The sequence below is a fragment of the Aporhodopirellula aestuarii genome, assembly GCF_023701485.1.
GTDB classification, from domain to species: Bacteria; Planctomycetota; Planctomycetia; order Pirellulales; family Pirellulaceae; genus Rhodopirellula; species Rhodopirellula aestuarii.
The window spans coordinates 70,940-89,385 of sequence record NZ_JAMQBK010000013.1 but is presented as its reverse complement, the minus strand read 5'-3'; the positions used below and the strand labels follow the sequence as shown (position 1 = coordinate 89,385).

General features: G+C 55.4%; 11 protein-coding genes. 3 read left to right on the top strand and 8 right to left on the bottom strand.

Annotated elements, in window-relative coordinates:
- Positions 1 to 15: 15 nt before the first annotated feature.
- From NB063_RS04090 to NB063_RS04055, 8 genes are all read right to left on the bottom strand, one after another.
- Complete coding sequence (locus tag NB063_RS04090; protein ID WP_250927469.1) at positions 16 to 1,539, bottom strand: sulfatase-like hydrolase/transferase; 1,524 nt, start codon at positions 1,537 to 1,539, stop codon at positions 16 to 18.
- Between the two features lie 122 nt (positions 1,540 to 1,661).
- Positions 1,662 to 3,134, bottom strand: a complete 1,473-nt coding sequence (locus tag NB063_RS04085; protein ID WP_250927468.1) for a sulfatase family protein — start codon at positions 3,132 to 3,134, stop codon at positions 1,662 to 1,664.
- Positions 3,131 to 4,636 carry a sulfatase family protein gene (locus tag NB063_RS04080; RefSeq protein WP_250927467.1) on the bottom strand — a complete coding sequence of 502 codons (1,506 nt, stop codon included), beginning with the start codon at positions 4,634 to 4,636 and terminating at the stop codon, positions 3,131 to 3,133. Before NB063_RS04080 ends, NB063_RS04085 begins: the two co-directional genes overlap by 4 nt.
- The gene (locus tag NB063_RS04075) at positions 4,633 to 6,252 is read right to left on the bottom strand and encodes a sulfatase family protein (protein ID WP_250927466.1); all 1,620 of its coding nucleotides are present in this window, start codon (positions 6,250 to 6,252) and stop codon (positions 4,633 to 4,635) included. The genes NB063_RS04080 and NB063_RS04075 overlap by 4 nt, the downstream gene beginning before the upstream one ends.
- A gap of 150 nt (positions 6,253 to 6,402) precedes the next feature.
- A complete protein-coding gene (locus tag NB063_RS04070) occupies positions 6,403 to 8,166 on the bottom strand; it encodes an alpha-L-fucosidase (RefSeq protein ID WP_250927465.1) in 1,764 nt (587 codons plus the stop codon).
- Positions 8,163 to 9,527, bottom strand: a complete 1,365-nt coding sequence (locus NB063_RS04065; RefSeq protein ID WP_250927464.1) for a sulfatase family protein — start codon at positions 9,525 to 9,527, stop codon at positions 8,163 to 8,165. Before NB063_RS04065 ends, NB063_RS04070 begins: the two co-directional genes overlap by 4 nt.
- 315 nt (positions 9,528 to 9,842) lie before the next feature.
- Positions 9,843 to 12,257 carry a glycoside hydrolase family 95 protein gene (locus tag NB063_RS04060; protein WP_250927463.1) on the bottom strand — a complete coding sequence of 805 codons (2,415 nt, stop codon included), beginning with the start codon at positions 12,255 to 12,257 and terminating at the stop codon, positions 9,843 to 9,845.
- Positions 12,258 to 12,687: 430 nt separating this feature from the next.
- On the bottom strand, positions 12,688 to 14,880 hold the full coding sequence (locus tag NB063_RS04055; protein WP_250927462.1) for a right-handed parallel beta-helix repeat-containing protein: 2,193 nt from the start codon (positions 14,878 to 14,880) through the stop codon (positions 12,688 to 12,690).
- 407 nt (positions 14,881 to 15,287) lie between these two features.
- On the opposite strand from NB063_RS04055, the gene NB063_RS04050 reads away from it, so the two are divergent.
- The 3 genes from NB063_RS04050 (at position 15,288) to NB063_RS04040 (ending at position 18,415) form a co-directional block, all read left to right on the top strand.
- A complete protein-coding gene (locus tag NB063_RS04050; protein ID WP_250927461.1) occupies positions 15,288 to 17,297 on the top strand; it encodes a histidine kinase in 2,010 nt (669 codons plus the stop codon).
- Between the two features lie 10 nt (positions 17,298 to 17,307).
- Positions 17,308 to 17,991: a response regulator gene (locus NB063_RS04045; protein ID WP_250927460.1), complete on the top strand. Its 684-nt coding sequence runs from the start codon at positions 17,308 to 17,310 to the stop codon at positions 17,989 to 17,991.
- A 64-nt stretch (positions 17,992 to 18,055) separates the two neighbouring features.
- On the top strand, positions 18,056 to 18,415 hold the full coding sequence (locus NB063_RS04040) for a hypothetical protein (protein WP_250927459.1): 360 nt from the start codon (positions 18,056 to 18,058) through the stop codon (positions 18,413 to 18,415).
- Positions 18,416 to 18,446: the final 31 nt, after the last annotated feature.

The following is an 18,446-nucleotide window of genomic DNA, read 5'->3' as shown; positions in this document are numbered from 1 at the left end:
CATTTCCCGCGTCCTTCAAAAGTTAACTTGAGGAACGGGAGCGTCGTCGGGTTGGCCGGTGAAGCGGAATGGATCGTCGTAACGACGCATCTCCTCAAGTAGCAGTTGCTCCATTTCCTTGAGTTTGTCGGCGTGTTTTGGATCGCCCGCGAGATCGACCTGAGTCGTGGCTGGCGTCACACCGGTCAATGCGATGACCTCGGGAGCATGGTGCTCGACCAGTAGTTCATGCGGATTCTCTGCCAAATTGAACAACTGGGTTTCGCTCACGCCGCTTTCGCTCGATTCATACTTGAGCAACTTCCAATTGCCTTTTTTGACACAGCGAATCCCGGGTTTGGCGCCGCCACAATACGCCCCGTAGAGCACATCACGTACAGCGTCTTGTTTGCCTTCGAGAACGGGTTTGAAACTGATTCCCTCACTTGTTTTCGGTGGCTCGAACCCAGCGAGATCGCAAAGCGTTGCCAGGACGTCGAGCAAGTAAATGTTTCCCGTCGAACGCGTTCCCGGCTCGATGCCGGGGCCCTTCGCGATGAACGGCACTCGCCAAGTATGCTCGTAAAGGTTCTGCTTGCCCTGCAACCCATGCCGGCCAATCGCCATGCCGTGATCGGACGTGTAAAAGATGTACGTGTTGTCCAGTTCGCCCATCGCCTCGAGTTGCTCCAACACGCGGCCGATCTGGATATCGATGTTTTCGCTGCAGGCAAACTCGCGGCCGAGTTCGTTGCGGATCGTTCGCTCGTCGCGGTTGCGCCACACGCCACTAACATTCACTTCATCACGTACGTTCATGTCCGTGTTGTCGAACGGATGAGCGGGAAGATAGTTTGGAGGTAGGGCCGGTTGGCTCGGATGCGATGCAGGTAATTTCTTTTTATCTCTGTGATTCACCGCGCCGTATTTGGCGAGTAATTCGGGCTTGCCGTCACGAGTATCATGCGGATGCGAGAAACCGAAATAGATGAGAAACGGATCTTCGTCGGACGATGCCTTGCGGTCATCGAGGTAACTGAGCACCTGTTCGGCGTGCCAAGCACTCTCGGTTTCGTCAGTCCCACCCCGCTTCACCGCGTCACGAACAACGGTAAAAAGCGCATTGGCGGCCGCGTAGCTGTTTCCTCTCTTGCAGGTCCGCATCGTGTCGTAACCGGCAACGTTGAAGACCGCCGCCATCGTGTGGCTGGGCAAGTCAGTCGGGACATATTTCGGATCAGCCGACAAGACGCTTCGTCCAGGAGTCGTCTTATCGGGAATGTGCCACAACGTCCGTCCCGACATGATCATGTGACGCGACGGAGTGCAAACGCCGCCCGCCCAAGCTCCCATCTGGTGAGCTCCATCGAACACCATGCCTTCGGCCGCGAGTCGATCGATGACCGGTGTCTCGAGCGTGGAATCCGGATTGTAGACCTTCAAATCGAACGGCGATTGATCATCAACAATGACAAATAGAATGTTAGGACGGTCCGCCGCCTGCGTCGTCGAAGCCAGTGCAATCCCAAAGGCTGCAAACAGGAGAACTAGGCTTTTCATAGTTTTACGTCCAATTGCTGTGTTTTCTAAATGAGTTGTGCTGATCGATCTGCGTTGATGAGCGCACACCGACTCCCATGTGATCGCGTCCGCGACCTCGGCGCGAGATCAATCCTATTTTCTTACCGTTTCGTCTTCGCCGGGCGTTTTTGCTGCCCGCTAGACGGAACGTTCTCAATCTCGGTTGAAAGCGTTCGGCGCGTCGCACCGAACGATCGGGCGTTGGCGCCGAATCGATCGTGGTCACCGATATCATTCTTCGCATGCTCAGCGATCTTCATCAGCTCGGCCGCTCGCTCGGGATTCTCGGCGAACACATTGGTGGTTTCCCCAATGTCAGCCTCCAAATCAAACAGCAACGCATGCTTGATACGGCTTGTGTCGGCAGGCAACGCATGCGGCTTCCATTTGACCGCGATACTGTTGCTGGTCGGTTCGGTGTGCGGGAGCATTAGCTTCCACCGACCCGATCGAACTCCGCGGAGACAATCGTGCTGGTAGTAGAAGTAGTTACGATCCAGGGATTCCAACTCGCCGTGCATCAAGGCTGAGATATCCACACCGTCAATCACGCGATCACTCGGTAGTTCGCCGCCCGTGAGCTTGGTAATTGTTGGCATCATGTCGATGGTCGCGGTCACGGCGTCGCACTCACTTCCCGCTGGGATCCGGCCCGGCGCCCGCATCACGCAAGGCACACGCAGCCCGCCTTCCCAACACGTGGTTTTGGCTCCACGTAGTGGTGATGCATGCCCGCCGTTTTTCTTCTTGATCCACCACGGACCGTTGTCACTGGTGAAGATGATGTACGTATTCTCGTCCAGCCCGAGTTCTTTGACCTTGTCGAGCACACGGCCGACGTTGAAATCGATTTCCTCGATCACGTCGCCGTAAAGACCGCCCGCCGACTTCCCCGCAAACTGCTTCGAGACCGCCAACTTAACGTGAGGCATGGTGTGCGCGAGATATACAAAAAACGGCGACTCCTTGGTTTTTTCGATGAACGCGATCGCGTTGTCGGTGTAGCGACGGGTGAGTGTCGACATGTCCGCATTTTTCTCGACCATCTCCGTGTTGTGCATCAGGTTGACTAAGCGGTCATTGCTAGTCGGCGTACCAAAGTACTCGTCAAATCCCTGAAACTTCGGCAGCAGCTCGGGCTTGTAGTCTGTTTGGCTGTGCCCAGCGAGATCCCATTTTCCGAATGCGGCGGTTTGGTAGCCTTGCTCTTTCAACACTTCCGCAATGGTCACTTCGTTGAGATGCAATTCGGGATGAATCGAATCGGGATCGGCATGTCGAGCATGCCGCAGCGGGTAGCATCCCGTCAACAAAGCAGCCCGCGACGGCCCACACACGGTTTGGGCGTAGAAGCTGGTAAACCGCATCCCCTCCTCCGCCATCCGATCGATGCGAGGCGTCTTGATATCGGGTGAGCCAAAACAGCCTAGATCCTGGTAGCCCTGATCGTCGGTGAAGATGATGATGAAGTTTGGCCTGTCGGCACGAACTCCCTCCGCGAGGCTGTCACTTCCATTCGCAAACGAACGCAGCGTTCCGGCGAACAACGCTATCGCGATAATGAGATACTTCATTGGCTACGTTTCCTTTTTCTGTTTGCTCCCTGCGACGGTTTTTTCGATTCAGGGTGCCGCTTTAAGTGCTCTTCTTTGATGGTCGCTCGTGTTTCCGCATCGACCGTTTGCCAGTCTTTTCCGTTGCTGATGATCGGTGCACCAGAAACGGCGGAACCCGTTGGCCGCTGACCACTGCCCCGCTGCATGTATTCCCCGAGTTCTTTACGGGTATTGTCAGCCATGCGAACCATCTGTTGCACAATCTCGGGGTTTTCGGATGCAACGTCTTTTGACTCGTGCAGGTCATTCCGAAGGTTGTAGAGCACTGGTGACTTTACGTTGACAAGCGCTTTGTTCTTGTCCCACCAAGGAATTTGCTGACCCGTGCGCGGCAGATGCAATTTCCAGTCGCCGTACCGAACCGCTTGCAGGTTCTCGCAGTTGTAATAGAAAAACGGCTGGGTTTCCGGTCGGGTCAATGCTTTGCCATCGAGCAGCGGCATGAGACTCACCCCGTCAAACTCGCGATCGGCTGGAAGCGGCTCGCCGATGATCTCGGACAAGGTTGGAAACAAATCCATCGCAACGACTGGCGTTTCAGATTCGACACCTTGGTCAATCGCGGCGGGCCAGTGAAAGATGAACGGCACGCGATGCCCGCCTTCGAGTGAGACATACTTGGTCCCACGATACGGCTGTGCGTATTGTTGCTTCAACGGACCGTTATCTGACGTGAAGATAACGATCGTGTTATCAGCAATGCCCGCATCCTCGAGTGCCTTCATCATTTCGCCGACACCCCAGTCGAGTTCCTGGATCACGTCGCCCCGCACACCGTCCATGGACGAGCCGACGAAGTCCTTTCCGGCTTGATAGGGCGTGTGCGGATAGTTGTGTGCAAAGTAGAGGAAGAAGGGCTGACCACCGTGTTCTTTGATGATTTTGGTCGCCCGCTCGGTGTACAACGTAGTTAACTTAGCCAGCGGCGTGCTCGTGTAAATCAGTTCTTCGCCATCAAAAAACTCCGCGGAATGCCCCACGTTACTGGGCATTCCGTAGTAGTGATCAAAACCCTGCAGCAAGGGATGAAATTCCGGTTCGTTCCCGAGATGCCACTTGCCAATCATGAAGGTCTGGTAGTCCTGGTTCTTGAACTGCTCCGCCAACGTGATTTCATCCGGATGAAGGCCGAGAAACCAGTGTTCCTCCCGGTTCTCGTTGATGCCCATGTAGAGACCGCATCGCTGGGGATACGCTCCCGTCAAGAACGCCGCCCGTGACGGCGAGCAGATCGAGGCACCAGTATGGAAATCCGTAAATTTGATCCCCTTGTTGGCCAACGCATCAATGTTCGGCGTCTTGACCTTCGTCGCCCCGTAGCAACTGATGTCGGAAAAGCCGAGGTCATCCGTCAAGAAGAAGATCACGTTGGGGCGTGAGTGAGTTTGGCCGTGGCTAACGCGAGCGTTTTGGACATGGGCCAGCACGCAGGCCAGCAGAATAACGAACAACATTCTCATCGTGTTTTCGCCTTACGATTGCGTGGTCTGCCTGGGTCGATTTTTCCGGAATACGTCTTCAAGAGCATTTCCATCTCTTGCACGATTTCAGGATATTCACGATAGAGATTTTTGGTCTGATAGAGATCATTCTCTAAGTCATAAAGTTGTGCTGGGGGAGCGTTGGGCTTGATTTTGCCGTTCTCGATGTCGCTGTTCACGCTACCAGCAAAGGCGGCCGCCGGCGGTCCACCCCAGGCGTGTTGGTTGGGCTTCGATCCGTTAAAACCGCCGCTGCCTCGCCCACTGATATACATCCACTTGCCTTTGCGAATCGACAAGTTGGTGCTCTTGTGGGGAGCTAGAAGCAGTTCCGATCGAAGTGGCTCGGTAGGATTCCCGACAAACGCCGGCAGCATGTTGATGCTGTCTTTGTCCTGCAACTTACTGGCGTCTTGATCGGTCAATGCCATGAACGTCGCGAGCATGTCGACGTTGCAAATCAATTGGTCCGATTTGCTGCCTGCCTCGATCTTTCCGGGCCACTTCGCGATCATGGGAACGCGATGGCCGCCCTCCCACGCACCGAACTTGAAACCCAGTAAGTCACCATTGATTCGGTGCCCCGCCTCCATCGCGATCCGTCCGCCGTAGTTCAGCATGCCTCCGTTGTCGCTGGTAAAGATCACGAGCGTGTTATCACTAAGCCCGTTGTGCTCGAGACTGGCTAAGATTTCACCGACCATCCAATCCAACTCGTGGATGTAGTCTCCATAAAGTCCGCACTGGCTCGTGCCCTTGAAACGCGGTGCGGGAGTGAAAGGATGGTGAATGTTGGTTGTGGCGAAGTAGAGGAAAAACGGGTTGTCCTTATTCTGCGAAATCCAAGACACCGCCTTTTCGGTTAGCAGCGTCCCCGTTTTTTCATCATCGTAAATTTTGTGAGCGGCTAGGGCCCCCGTAAACTTGTTTGGCCCCTTCACCGATGCTTCTTCGGGGAACCTCGGTGTTGGTGATGGCGGCACGCCCGCCTTTAAGGGATCCGCCGGATCGTATCCGACAATCGTGTCGTTCTCGACATACACAAACGGACTTCCGCTATTCACCAACGGAACTCCAAAGTAGTAGTCAAAGCCCACTTCGTTCGGGCCCGGAGTCAACGGAACGCTCCAGTCGTTTTTGCCTTCGCCAAAACCGAGGTGCCATTTTCCCAGACACGCCGTCGAATAACCCTGGTTCTTAAACACCTTGCCGATTGTCGGCGTGTCCGTATCAATGATCAGCCCTGAGAACGGCGAAAGCGGCCCCCAGACTCCTTTGCCGTTGAGTGCTCGGATCGGATATTCACCAGTCAGCAACGCGTAGCGAGAGGGCGTGCAAACCGCGGACGCTGAGTGAGCATCCGAAAACATCCTCCCCTGGGTAGCAAGACGATCGATGTTCGGCGTTTGCACCTTAGTCGCGCCGTAACAACCTAAGTCGCCATACCCCAGGTCGTCAGCAAAGATGAAGACGACGTTGGGAGGCGGCGGCGTGTCCGGTTCCGACTGTTTTGATTCCGCATTCGCTTTAACACCGACGAATGACTGAGCAAATATCAGGAGGGTGAAAACACAGGCACGCCTGGCAAAAAACATATCGTCTCGTGGGGAATCAGAGGGATTATTCAGCTGGGGTTGACCATCGAATATTAACGATTATCTTCAACGATTTCTCGGAGTCGAGAACAAATCACGCCATGGCAGTAGCGAATTGCGTCATCGTAATGGTAATCGGAGAGATCGACCTCAGTGCACCCGTTCGAACCGGATCGACTTCAGACTGGCCGATTCCAGATTGCCTTCTAAACACGTCACGGCGACTTGGTATCTGCCGGGCTGGGGAAAATGGATCCAGCCGATCGAGAATTCTTGATAGTTATGCGACGAGTTCTGTTGGTTCTGAATGTGCTCGCCGCCAACGACATCGACGGCCCAAACCAATCGGCCTTCACCCGCATAAGTAAGTCCCACGTCGTAATCACCGGGTGTCAGGACATCGACTTCCCATACAACTTTTGCGTCTGGCCGCCAGCCTCGGGCGGGATATTCGCAAACCCATTCGCCGAACTTTTCCATCCAACGATGCTTGACGATCTTGGCTCCCGTCGCGGTTGAGAACTCGGCGAGAATCTCAGTCGCGGTATTCGGGTTGAGGCCAAACGTCGGATCGACTTCCGGTTCACCTTCGAGTTTGACTTCGATTACCGAAACAAGTTTCTCGGGAGCGGTGGCTGGCAATTCAAAAACCGACCATCCATCTTGAGTCGTATGAACCACGGGGCGGGCAGCGTCTCCTTCGAGCAGGCTTGCGGACTCGATGCGTGTCTTCAGGCCGGGAAGGTACAGTTTCCCAGATTCAGGCCAATCGAAAACGGACAGGAACAACCGATTTCCTTTGATCGTGACGTCACCCCAAGGCAGTGCATGCTCCCACGGCGATGCGTCGGTACCGTAGACGACCTGCGGATAGCGATGGATCCACTTGCCGGCTTCACTCAATGCATACGCGGCTCGCTGCGGAACAGCCCCCGTGCCGCTTGGGCCGATGTTGAGCATGTAGGTTCCGCCACGGCCAACGCAGGTGATCAACCGTCGCAAAATCTCGCGCGGGGTTTTCCATCGTTCGTCGTACCAAGCATAGGCCCACGAATCGTTGGTCGTATCAACGCTTTCCCACATCCCTTCGACGTTGTGATGTGGAACCTCCATGTCGCCGAGCGTTTGGTAATCACCAAGATCGTGACCGGCGCGTCCGGAAACCAGGGCCCTTGGTTGGTTTTTGCGGACAATGTCGACGAGCTGCTGCACGCATTCTTTCGGCATGCCGCCCGGCGTGTCGAACCAGATCAGCTCGATCGGGCCGTACTGCGTCGTCAGTTCTTCGACCTGCGGCACACACTTCTTGGTGAAGTAATCTTCAAACGTCGCAGGCTTGCCCTCGGCATCCACCTCGGGACCTTTTCGACCACCGGGGAACGTCCAATCTTGACTGTGCGAGTAATAGAAACCAAACCCGAGGCCCGCCTCACGGCACGCGGAAGACAACTCTTTCATCGGATCGATCTTCCAAGGTGTCGAATCAACGATATTGAAGTCACACGCTGCCGAATCGTACATCGCGAAGCCATCGTGATGCTTGGCCGTGATGACGATGTACTTCATGCCCGCGTCTTTCGCCAACTTAACGATCGCCTTGGCATCAAACTCGGTCGGATTGAACGTCGCCGCGAGCTGCTTGTACTCTTCCACAGGAATACCGGCCATTTTCGGATCCATGATCCATTCGCCGATCCCGTAATACGTCTTTCCATTGACCTGATTTCCCAACTGGGAATAGAGGCCCCAATGGATGAACATCGCGTAATTGCCTTCATCAAACAGCTCTCCACGCTGGGCGTCTTCAGCCCGGAGCTTGACCGTGGTCGCTCCCCACATCGCATCCATTTCTTCCGCGTGAAGGCTCCCCGTCAACACGGCGACTGAGAGAAATACAGCCAAAGTCTTCATCATTTCTTTTTCCGGTTCTTTGAAAGGGCGTTTTTGCTGGGAGCTTGCGGTAGTCCGCTCTTCCAAGCGTTGAGTTTTTCAGACAACTGCTGCACGATCTCGGGATGCGAGTCGGAAACGTCTTTGGTTTCCGCCCAATCGTTCACCAAGTCATAAAGCTCCAGTTTCTGTTGGTCAGGACTGACAAGCAGTTTCCAACGTCCGTCCTGAATTCCCAATGTGGGCCAAGTGAATTCCTGTCGGTCGCCGCCTTTCCACTCCCAATAGATGGGCTTGGTTCGGACAAACGACTCCCCTTTGAACGCAGCCAGCACGCTTTCGCCATCTGGCTGATAATCATCCGGCAATGGGGTCCCGGTGACATCCAGGAAGGTCGGCAACAGATCAACCGCCGTCAAAACCGAGGTCGTGTCGGTCTTACCGGCGGGCACGACGCCTGGCCAACGGACGATAAAGGGGACACGGATTCCACCTGAGAACAATGAGCGTTTCCGTCCTTTGAGTCCGCCGGTCTCGCCGACCGAGTAGTAGCCACCAAGTCCCACTTTCGTCTTGTCATGGAATTTGTGTTCTTCTCCTCGGGTCACTTCCGGGCCGTTGTCGGTGGAGAACACGACGAGCGTGTTCTGGTCGATGCCCAACTCTTTGAGCAACGTCAGGATGCGACCAACACCTTCGTCGCCCTCGGCAATGACGGAGGCGTAAACTCGTTCCTGCTCATCCAGATATTTGAATTTCTCTAGGTATTTTTCTTGCGGGTAGTGCGCCAGGTGGGCTTCGTGAAGCCACAGATTCACAAAGAAAGGCTGCTCGTGAAACTCTTTGATGAACTCGACCGCATGGTCTACCGATTCGAGACCGCTTTTCTTGATCTCGTTCTTTCCTGAACCATTGAACGTCGCAAAGCGGTCGTAGCCGTACGCGTCTTCGGTTGGGGAGTCCGCGACACTGCCCAAGTGCCATTTGCCGAAATGGCCGGTTTTGTAGCCGGCTTCCTGTAGCATGCGTGGCAGCATCGGAGCCTGAGGATCGAGCCAATCGGGCATCCCACGGTTGATATGAGCTCCAATGCTCTGGAAATGCTGGTGAACACATTGCCGCGCCGGAAACTGCCCTGTCATCACCGCAACGCGGCTCGGCGAACACACCGGACTGTTGACGGTGAAGTTGGAGAAATCGATCCCCTCACTTGCCATCCGATCCAAGTGCGGAGTCTGACAGAATGTGCTGCCGTGGATTCCCAAATCGCCATACCCCCAATCGTCAGCAAATATAAATACGATATTGGGTTGCGGTGGCGCCGCGTCGGCGATTCCCGCCAGCGAGACCAGCAAACCGATGAGGAGCGCCAATTTGATTTTCATGTGGTTTTTAGGGGTTTGAAGACTTGCGCACCGCGACTGAAAACACAGGGAGGTGCTTTCTGGGCAATCACCACATCATCGCACGGCATCGCCCCCGCGGCTCCCCGTACTCGCGATACGAGGCATTTTATTTGCCCTAAGAAGAATGTCTGTCGTCTAAATGGACGACAGCAACGGGAAGCTCACCACGTCGGTGCGGTGAGGTGGAGCGAGCCTATCTCCACACGACACGAGATTCTGGGAGAACCAGCCCAGTGTTGGGTTACAGCAAGAGAACCCAACGGCGAATTCTAAATCAAAGCGCCGGATTGCGGATCACAGCGGGGCGACTGCATCGCCGGCGGTTGCCAACGCCCCCAGATCATAACTGCCGCCTTTTTCGGTCGCGAGCTTGAGGACTTGGTCCCGATAGCGGACGGTGCAGGGCAGGCCGGTCTTCGAACGTAAAGTCCCCGAAACCAACTCGCCGTCTTTCCACTGCATATCCACCTCGAAGCCGCCTCGCGCGCAAAGGCCCGTCACGGCCCCATCGGCCCATGCCTCCGGCAGCACCGGCAAGAGTTCGATTTCGCCAGTGTGAGATTGCAGAAGCATTTCAGCCATCCCGGCGGCGCCACCGAAGTTTCCGTCGATCTGGAAGGGAGCGTGCTTGTCGAACAAGTTATTGTAGGTCGACTTTTTCAAAAGCATCACGAGGTTCTCGTGCGCGTTATCCGCGTCCTTGAACCTTGCCCAGAAATTGATGATCCACGCTCGACTCCACCCGGTATGCCCACCACCGGAAGCAAGCCGGGTGTCGATCGACTTGCGCATCGCCGCCATGTACTCAGGCGTATCGGTTTGGTTGTACTGCCGTCCCGGATACAGCCCATACAAATGCGAGATATGCCGGTGCCCAGGCTCTGGCTCCGCAAACTCTTCGGTCCATTCCATCAGTCGCCCGTCGGATCCGATTTTCGGCATCGCGAGCTTATCGAGTGCTTGCTGAACATCTTGGGTGAACGCGTCATCAATCCCAAGAATTTCTGCCGCCTCCAACGTATTAGAGAACACATCCCAGATGATCTGCTGGTCCATCGACGGCCCCATCGTCAGGTTGCTCTTCTCTTTCGTTCCAGGAATGAAGAACTTATTTTCCGGCGAAGTGCTTGGTCCTGAAACCAGTTTTCCGGTCTTGGGGTCTTCGACCAACCAATCCAGAAAGAAGAGCGCCGACTCTTTCAGGATCGGGTAGGCCCGCTCTTCGAGGAACTTGCGGTCTTTGGTGAAGCGGTAGTGCTGCATGAAATGCCGTGTGCACCAAGCCCCGCCAACGACCCACTGGCCATACTGAGCCATCCCGAACGGAACCGCAGAATGCCAAGCATCGGATCCGTGCCCAGCCAGAAATCCGCGACAACTGTACAGATCACGCGCCGTTTTTTGACCCGATGGCACCAAACGCTCGATGTAGTCCATGAACGGTAAATGGCATTCAGAGAGGTTGGTCACCTCGGCCAGCCAATAGTTCATTTGCATGTTGATGTTGATGTGGTAGTCCGAATTCCACGGCGCCTGCATGTCCTTGTTCCAAACGCCTTGCAAATTGGCGGGCATCGTTCCGGGACGCGATGACGTGATCAGCAGATACCGTCCGTACTGAAAAAACAGTGCCTCGAAATTCGGATCGATCTTGGTCGACCTCGGATTCCGGTAACCTTCCAACCGGCTGAGCGTGTCTTCGGATGACGGCTCTCCGAGATCGAGCGACACGCGTCGAAAGTACTTCTGGTGCGACGCGATCGAATCGGCCTTGAGCTGTGAGTACGCCTTCTCTGTGGCGGCCACCTCCACTTTGGCACAGACAGCCTCGAGATCATGCGTGAAAGGATTTGCCGTGTCGTCGCGGTTGTAATCAGTTGCCGCCGTGACGTAGATCACCGCCGAATCGGCTCCGCTTACCGAAACGCCGCTGTTCTGTGTTGTGGTGGAGCCATTTTCAGCCACCACCTTATAGCGGCTGGCAAACTTGACTCCCAAATGCTTGTCGCCGTGGGACGCTTGACCGGTTGCAATCAACGTATCGTTGCCCGAGGGGGTGACCGAAAAGATGCCTTCGCGATTGACCCGCATGGCAAATGACAACGCCCCCGGATTGTCCGCTGCGAGACGCACGACGACCACATCGTCCACCGGACTGGCGAACACTTCCCGCGTGAAAGTGACACCATCGACTTCATAGACCGTGGTCGCGACGGCGGTATCCAGATTCAAGTCACGACGATACCCCGATGCCTTCGCAACATCCCCGAAGTCCAGAACGAGTTCACCGAGCGGCTGATAGCTGCGTGGGCTGATTCGCGGCGACATCACCGACTGCTGCAGTTTCTGAGCCTCGGCATACTGACCGGCAAACAGCAACCGCCGCACCTCTTGGATCGTATCACTGACGTTTTCTTTCACCACGGGAACAGGTGGCCCAGCCCAGATGGTGTCCTCGTTCAACGTGATCCGCTCTTTCGATACGCCGCCGTAGACCATCGCTCCCATGCGACCATTGCCAACCGGCAGAGCATCTTCCCACACCTTGGACGGTTGGTTGTACCACAAGGACAACGGCTCCGATGGCGGTTGGTTCAGCGGCAGCACACCGGCTGCTTCCTTGTAATTGAAATAACCCCTGTTCTGAGCGTGTGTCTGAACGGCGGCACAAAGTACCAAAACCAAACCGGCGATCATTTGCTTTTTCATTGTCTATCTCAATGCGTAATCCATCATGAAGTCGGTAATGCATAGCCTGTGCAAACACATCCGGCTAGCCTTCGCACGCGTTCTCCGTCCTCTGACGAATCATTTGGCGTTATTTCGGCCTAACGGAAAATCGGCATGCCTTCCCGCAGCCACCCATCTGGGCAGTTCGATGCAACCGCGTTCAGCGAAATGTCTCGCAGATCGTCGCCTTTGCCTCCCGCGGCGGAATCAAGGGAGCGTGTCGAGCGATGGCCAAATCGAGGGATTCGTGTGTGGCGGAAACATGGATGATAGCCCAACCTGGCACCGTCGCGTGGAAATTATTCCCGGCCGACCGATGGCACGTGATCGGCGAATAACTCGACCGCGCGATCGACAATTTCACCACATGAGGGCGCAGGTTTGGGCAATCGCAATTTGCGTGGTGTGGTTACTTGATCAAGCCGACTTTTGACAAATCCAACGGCACGATACCGAGTTTGATGGCGGGCGAGTTTGGCTGCAAACGAAAGTCGCCATTTTCCGGATCCACAAACAAAGGATCTGCGGCGATGCTGTGGGCGTCCACTCCATCGGCTTGCTGCTTGCTCAGCATCGTGTCGGCCAAGCTTGGATCGGCTTTGCAGTAATACACGTTGTAATCGCAGTCAGCATCCTTCGAATTCGCCAACGCCCTGCCCCTGCGGTCCTCACTCACTCGCCCGTTCCCTGGTGGCAGTTCGTCGATGAAGGTACAAGTCGTTGTCGGCGAATAGAAGATATTCCGTTTGATCGTGGCACCTGTCAGAGGCCCTTCACGGACCGCCAGATAGTAGCCACGCGGCGGAGCGATGATGTCCGCGACAATATTGTTTTCGCACCGCGTGTTCAACTTCAACATGATGCCTTGCGAGGTGCACTTGTAGATCAAGTTGTCCGCGATCAGCGTGTCCATCTGGCCGCCGTCGGTTCGTATCGCACACTGCATAATCATCGGAGCCACCATGTGATGAACATAGTTACCCCGGATCACATTGCCGGCTCCAGCGCCACGGATGTATATCGCGTTGCCGTCGCCCAACATTTCCATCGCATGATGGATCTCGTTGTACTCGATGGCGTTGTTGCGGGTGTGCAGGTATGGACGGACATCGTCGAGCGTCGGCTTCTTCGGCAACCCCACAATTTCATGCCGCCTGATCGTCCGGCCGAGTTCCCGGCCATTCTTCGTAAAGAAATCTGTCATGCACCCCGACACGATGATGGACGTGTATGGAGTATGGTGCACCAAGTTATTTGCGACGCGATTCTCACCACTTTGCCATACCATGATTCCCGGCGAATGGGAATAAATTTGACCGGTGTGGTGGATGTGGTTGTTGGAGACGAGATTGTTCTTGTTGACGTCTTTGGTTCCCGGACCGTAGCCACACAGCAGAACGCCTGCGCCTCCCATGTGCTCGATCACGTTGTCGACGATGCGATTTTGCTGGCCATGCAGATCCACCCGAATCGCCCCACTTCCGCTATGAGCGAAATGACACTTTTCGATCGTGCAGTTCTCCGTGCCACGTAGTCGAACGAGCGCATTGGCTTTGTCATGCATGTCCCAGTCATGCTGCAGACCGGCGTCATCGCTCGATATCAGATAGCGGTCACCGTGCATGAACGAGAGGCCTCGAAAGCACAGGTTTCGCACCGGCGAGTCGTGGGGGCCTTCCTTGTCGATATCACCCTCGACTCGAATGAACTCGATCAACTGCGGAGCGACAACCGGCGACTTGCCCCGCAGCCAAAGGTACAGCTTGCCTTGTTTCGTGTTGAGCACCCACTCGCCGGGAGTGTCGAGCTCTTCTAACACGTTCTCTACCCAGCACGACTCGGTGTCCTTCAAAAAATGCAATCGGTTCATCGCGTACGTCGCATCAATCGACGTGTTCGCGATCTGCGCGGTCTCATCGACCGAGACCAGCGGCAGAACGTTCACAATCCAAGCGTGATGCGGACGCACGATGATTTCGACGTCCTCCACGTTTGACCAGTTTCTCAACCGACCCTTTGGAAAATGAAGCTTATTGCGACTGCCTCCCTGAAGCGGAATGAAGCCGGTTGATCGTGCCCGCGGGAGCATCCCTTCGGAATCGTAGAGCGTCCGAAATTGGCCGGAAACATCTGCTTCCCAAACCTTTCCGATCGCCTCGCTAGGCAGCCCAGGTAGGTCGCCGGTCACTTTGCGCCAATCTTTGATTTCCTGTCCCGAGCTAAACACCGGCGTTTCGTCGGGATAGGCGCCGTAGGTGATTGTTGAGTCACCCTGCGGCGCATCATTCGTTCCGAAGACAACGGGTTGCGTTAGCTGATAGGTGCCGCCTCGAATCAGCACGGAGATATCGCTCTGTTTGCTCTTCTTGAGTTCACGGACTGCATCCCGGGCCCGTTCCAACGTCGCAAACGGGCCATCGTTTCGCTGATCGTTGAGGTCTGGCAATGTTCCTGACCAATCGTCAGAGCCCTGGGGCGAAACATAAAAATCGGCGACCGGTGCTGCCGCAACACACGGATTGCAATTCGTGCCCACAAAGAGCACCACGAAAATCAACGCAACGATCGTGTGCTTCATCTGTTTGACTCGAGAGCTCTTCATCACAACACAATTCCAAGAAGGATAGGTTTGCCAGTGCTTTCTCAGCACTGAAAATAGGAGTCAGACGGGACGTCTTGCGCCGTTCCGCTACGCTTTTTGCGAGAGCACGCGAGCCCTCCGGTTCAGGCCCGCCCAAGTTCAGCTTGAACGAAGCACTCGTATCACCAACGCACAACAAAATCCGAGCGTTCCATTTCAACTGCCGAACGCAACAAACACTGCAAGATGACATGCTTGCCAAAGTAGCCAGCGAAACGCATGGCGGGCAGGGCAAAGTCGCCCTCGGATCAATTCACCGATAGGCACCACTACTGCCCTCCAATGCAAACATCCTAACCATCAGCGGGTGTGGTGTCTGTCATCCGTTCGGATGACATGGGTTGCGATTCTTCCGATACAATAACCCGATGGATCATTACTTTAAAACGTTTTGGCCGCTGATCATGGTGTTTGCTTGCGCAGGATCTGCGTTTGCCGCGGACACCCGAGATGCCCACGTGCGGCTGAAGCAACTTTCGCTCCCCGAGCTCCAACACCGGCTCGTCGAGATCGATCGCCGACTCGAATGGCTCGCCACGTTTAGCCTGCGAAGCGGAATCGGCGTCATCGGATACCGCTCCGATTGGCGAGGCGTCCCCGATCGAGGGGAATGGATTCAGATTGACTTCGACCAAGAGCACCCGATCGATGAAATCGTCCTGGTTCCGAACCTGTGGCGTGACACCGACAAGGGGTTCCAATCCGATGGGTTTCCTCAATCGCTCCGGATCGTCGTGGGCACCGCAAACGATCCCGAAGGAACCGTGATCGCCGAGTACGGCCAAGACGATCATGTTCAGCCGCGGATCGGTCCACTCGTCGTTCCGATCAAACGGGTCATCGCGTCTTGGGTCCGAATCGAAGCGACGCAGCTATCAAGGAGGGCGTTCGATGGCGAACACGTTTTCCAGCTCTCCGAAGTATTCGTTTTCAGCAAAATGGAAAACGTCGCGTTGCGGCAAGAGGTGAAGGCGTCCTCGTCGTCCATCGATCGTGTCGGCGCTTGGGCTCCGCGTTTCATTGTCGACGGGCATACACCCTACCTGATGGATTCATCCGAAGGGTCTCAAAGCCGCGCGTACGTGAGTCGGTTTGGCGAACAACCGATCCTGTACCTCGACTTGGAATCCGAACAGACAATCTCTCGGATTCACTTGCACGCCGTAGACCAAGACGACACGGTGCCGCAAGCGTACGCGGGTGACCTCGGCATCCCCAATCGTCTCAAAATTGAGGGTTCCGATCAGCAGGATTTTTTGAATCCCGTCACATTGCTCGATTATCAGCGGACGAACATCAACGACATCGGTCCGATCATGATGTGGCGAATCCCCGAAACCACCTGTCGCTACGTGAGATTGATCGCGGCCGAACCTCAAGCATCGGAACTCGGTTCACCGTTGGTCAGGCCACAACGTGATATCCGGATCGGGTTTGCCGAAATCGAGCTCTATTCGGAAGGAAAGAATGTTGCGTTGGGTAAACGTGCCTTCGCGGACTATCAACCTACCGTCCGTGAACGATCCTTCTCCGCGCTAACGGACGGCGAAAACCTGTTTGGCGAGATCCTGCCCATACGCACCTGGTTGAGCGAACTGGCCGAGCGGCACGACCTTGATCGATTGCGTCCGCTCGTGGTCGCCGAATTGAATCGTCGCTACGCACGACAACGGGATCAACTGACATGGGTGACTTGGTTGGCCGTGTTCCTGGCCGTTGGAATCGGAGTGACGTTCTTGATTGACCGAATCATTCGCATGCGTCAATTGGCTGAATTGCGATGCCGATTTGCCGCAGATCTTCACGACGAACTCGGAGCCGACTTGCACGTGATCGGGCTTTTGAGCGACCTCGCACGAACCGCAGTAGGCTCGCCCGAAAAGCACGAATCCATTCATCAACGAATTCGGGTCATGACCGAACGTTCCGGTGACGCAGTTCGATACTGCATCAACATGCTGGAAGCCAAGGGGCTCTATGGCGACCTGCTGGATGACATGCGACGATCCACGGACAGAATCATGGCAGACTTTGAAGGCGAATTCACGTTCGAAGACGATGCCGAAGTACTACGTGGATTAAAGCCTCGCACACGAGCGGATTTGTTTCTGTTCTACAAGGAATGCCTCGTTAATATCAGCCGTCATAGCAACGCGACGCATTTCAATTCCAAATTAACCGCGCACCCCCATGAAATCCGTTTGGTCGTTTGCGACGACGGACACGGACTCGCGGACGCACAGTTCGACGCAGTCCCCTCCTCGTTGGCACGACGGGCAAAACTGCTCGGGGCAAACGTCTCCGTCCAACATCCCGAAGGAGGAGGAACGTGTATCACTCTCAAAATGAAAACTCGAAAATGGGGCTTCCGCAAATAGCGATCAGGCGATGAACAAAACAATCACAGTCATGTTGGTGGAAGACCACCCCGAATATCGCGACGTCATTGACCTTGCTCTTAGCGACGAACCGGATATCGAATTGATCAACCAGGTCGGCTCATCCGAGCGTGCGTTGCAAGTCCTGCGGAACCCCTTATTCGACACCACCCCCGACGTAATCTTACTCGACTTGAATCTGCCTGGACGCTCCGGGGTGGAAGCACTTCCGTCGCTGCGAGCCAGTTGCGCCCACGCCAAAATTATCGTGTTGACTCAATCCAATAACGAGGCCGACGTGATGCGGTCCATTCAAGCGGGTGCCTCCGGATACTTGCTCAAATCGTCGACGGTGAACCAGATCGTCGAAGCAATACGAACCGTAGCGGAAGGAGGTGCATTGTTGGGCAGCGGAGTGGCGAAGTACATTCTCACGTCGCTGCAGACGCGGTTGCCAACCGAGGAACTTCACGACTCCCTCTCGCAGCGTGAACTTGAAATCCTCACCTTGCTCGGTGAAGGGCAACAAAAAAAAGAAATCGCGACTCATCTGGACATCAGCATCACGACCGTTGCCACCTACATCCGCCGTATCTACGAAAAACTCGACGTGCAAAACGCGCCCGCGGCCATCGCCAAAGCCTATCGCGCGGGCATCCTCCCCCACGATCCTCCGCATGAAATCGATGCATAATCACCATGTCGACAGATTGTCGCGGTAACTGCAAACGCGGTGCGTCCACGGATAGACTGCTCCTATGAGCAGACACACCAACATTAGCCGAGGGCAGCACGGTTGGACCGTTCGCATCGTCAGGAATGGGGTCGAGCACTCCAAACACTTCCGGTTTTCCGACGGCGGCATTCGAAAGTCGCTGGCCAAGGCGATCCAGTGGCGAGATGAACTGATCACGGAACTGGGCGAACGCCGGTGGCGAAAAGGACCACGGACGAAGGCCTGCAACAACTCGTCAGGCACGACGGGTGTCAGCAAGAACGTCTATGGACGCTGGGTCGCGACCTGGCAAGAGGAAGGCAAACAACGCTTTAAAACGTTCCGAACCAAACGAGAGGCGATCGCCCATCGCAAGGAACAGCTCGCCCGATTACTCGATTGAATCCGATCCGGCGAGGGCCATGTTGCCGTGA

Excerpts from the sequence above, each read along its gene's own strand:
- NB063_RS04075 (WP_250927466.1), bottom strand. The coding sequence starts at position 6,252 with ATGTTTTTTGCCAGGCGTGCCTGTGTTTTCACCCTCCTGATATTTGCT.
- NB063_RS04060 (WP_250927463.1), bottom strand. The coding sequence starts at position 12,257 with ATGAAAAAGCAAATGATCGCCGGTTTGGTTTTGGTACTTTGTGCCGCC.
- NB063_RS04065 (WP_250927464.1), bottom strand. The coding sequence starts at position 9,527 with ATGAAAATCAAATTGGCGCTCCTCATCGGTTTGCTGGTCTCGCTGGCG.
- NB063_RS04070 (WP_250927465.1), bottom strand. The coding sequence starts at position 8,166 with ATGATGAAGACTTTGGCTGTATTTCTCTCAGTCGCCGTGTTGACGGGG.
- NB063_RS04040 (WP_250927459.1), top strand. The coding sequence starts at position 18,056 with ATGAGCAGACACACCAACATTAGCCGAGGGCAGCACGGTTGGACCGTT.
- NB063_RS04080 (WP_250927467.1), bottom strand. The coding sequence starts at position 4,636 with ATGAGAATGTTGTTCGTTATTCTGCTGGCCTGCGTGCTGGCCCATGTC.
- NB063_RS04045 (WP_250927460.1), top strand. The coding sequence starts at position 17,308 with ATGAACAAAACAATCACAGTCATGTTGGTGGAAGACCACCCCGAATAT.
- NB063_RS04090 (WP_250927469.1), bottom strand. The coding sequence starts at position 1,539 with ATGAAAAGCCTAGTTCTCCTGTTTGCAGCCTTTGGGATTGCACTGGCT.
- NB063_RS04055 (WP_250927462.1), bottom strand. The coding sequence starts at position 14,880 with ATGAAGAGCTCTCGAGTCAAACAGATGAAGCACACGATCGTTGCGTTG.
- NB063_RS04050 (WP_250927461.1), top strand. The coding sequence starts at position 15,288 with ATGGATCATTACTTTAAAACGTTTTGGCCGCTGATCATGGTGTTTGCT.
- NB063_RS04085 (WP_250927468.1), bottom strand. The coding sequence starts at position 3,134 with ATGAAGTATCTCATTATCGCGATAGCGTTGTTCGCCGGAACGCTGCGT.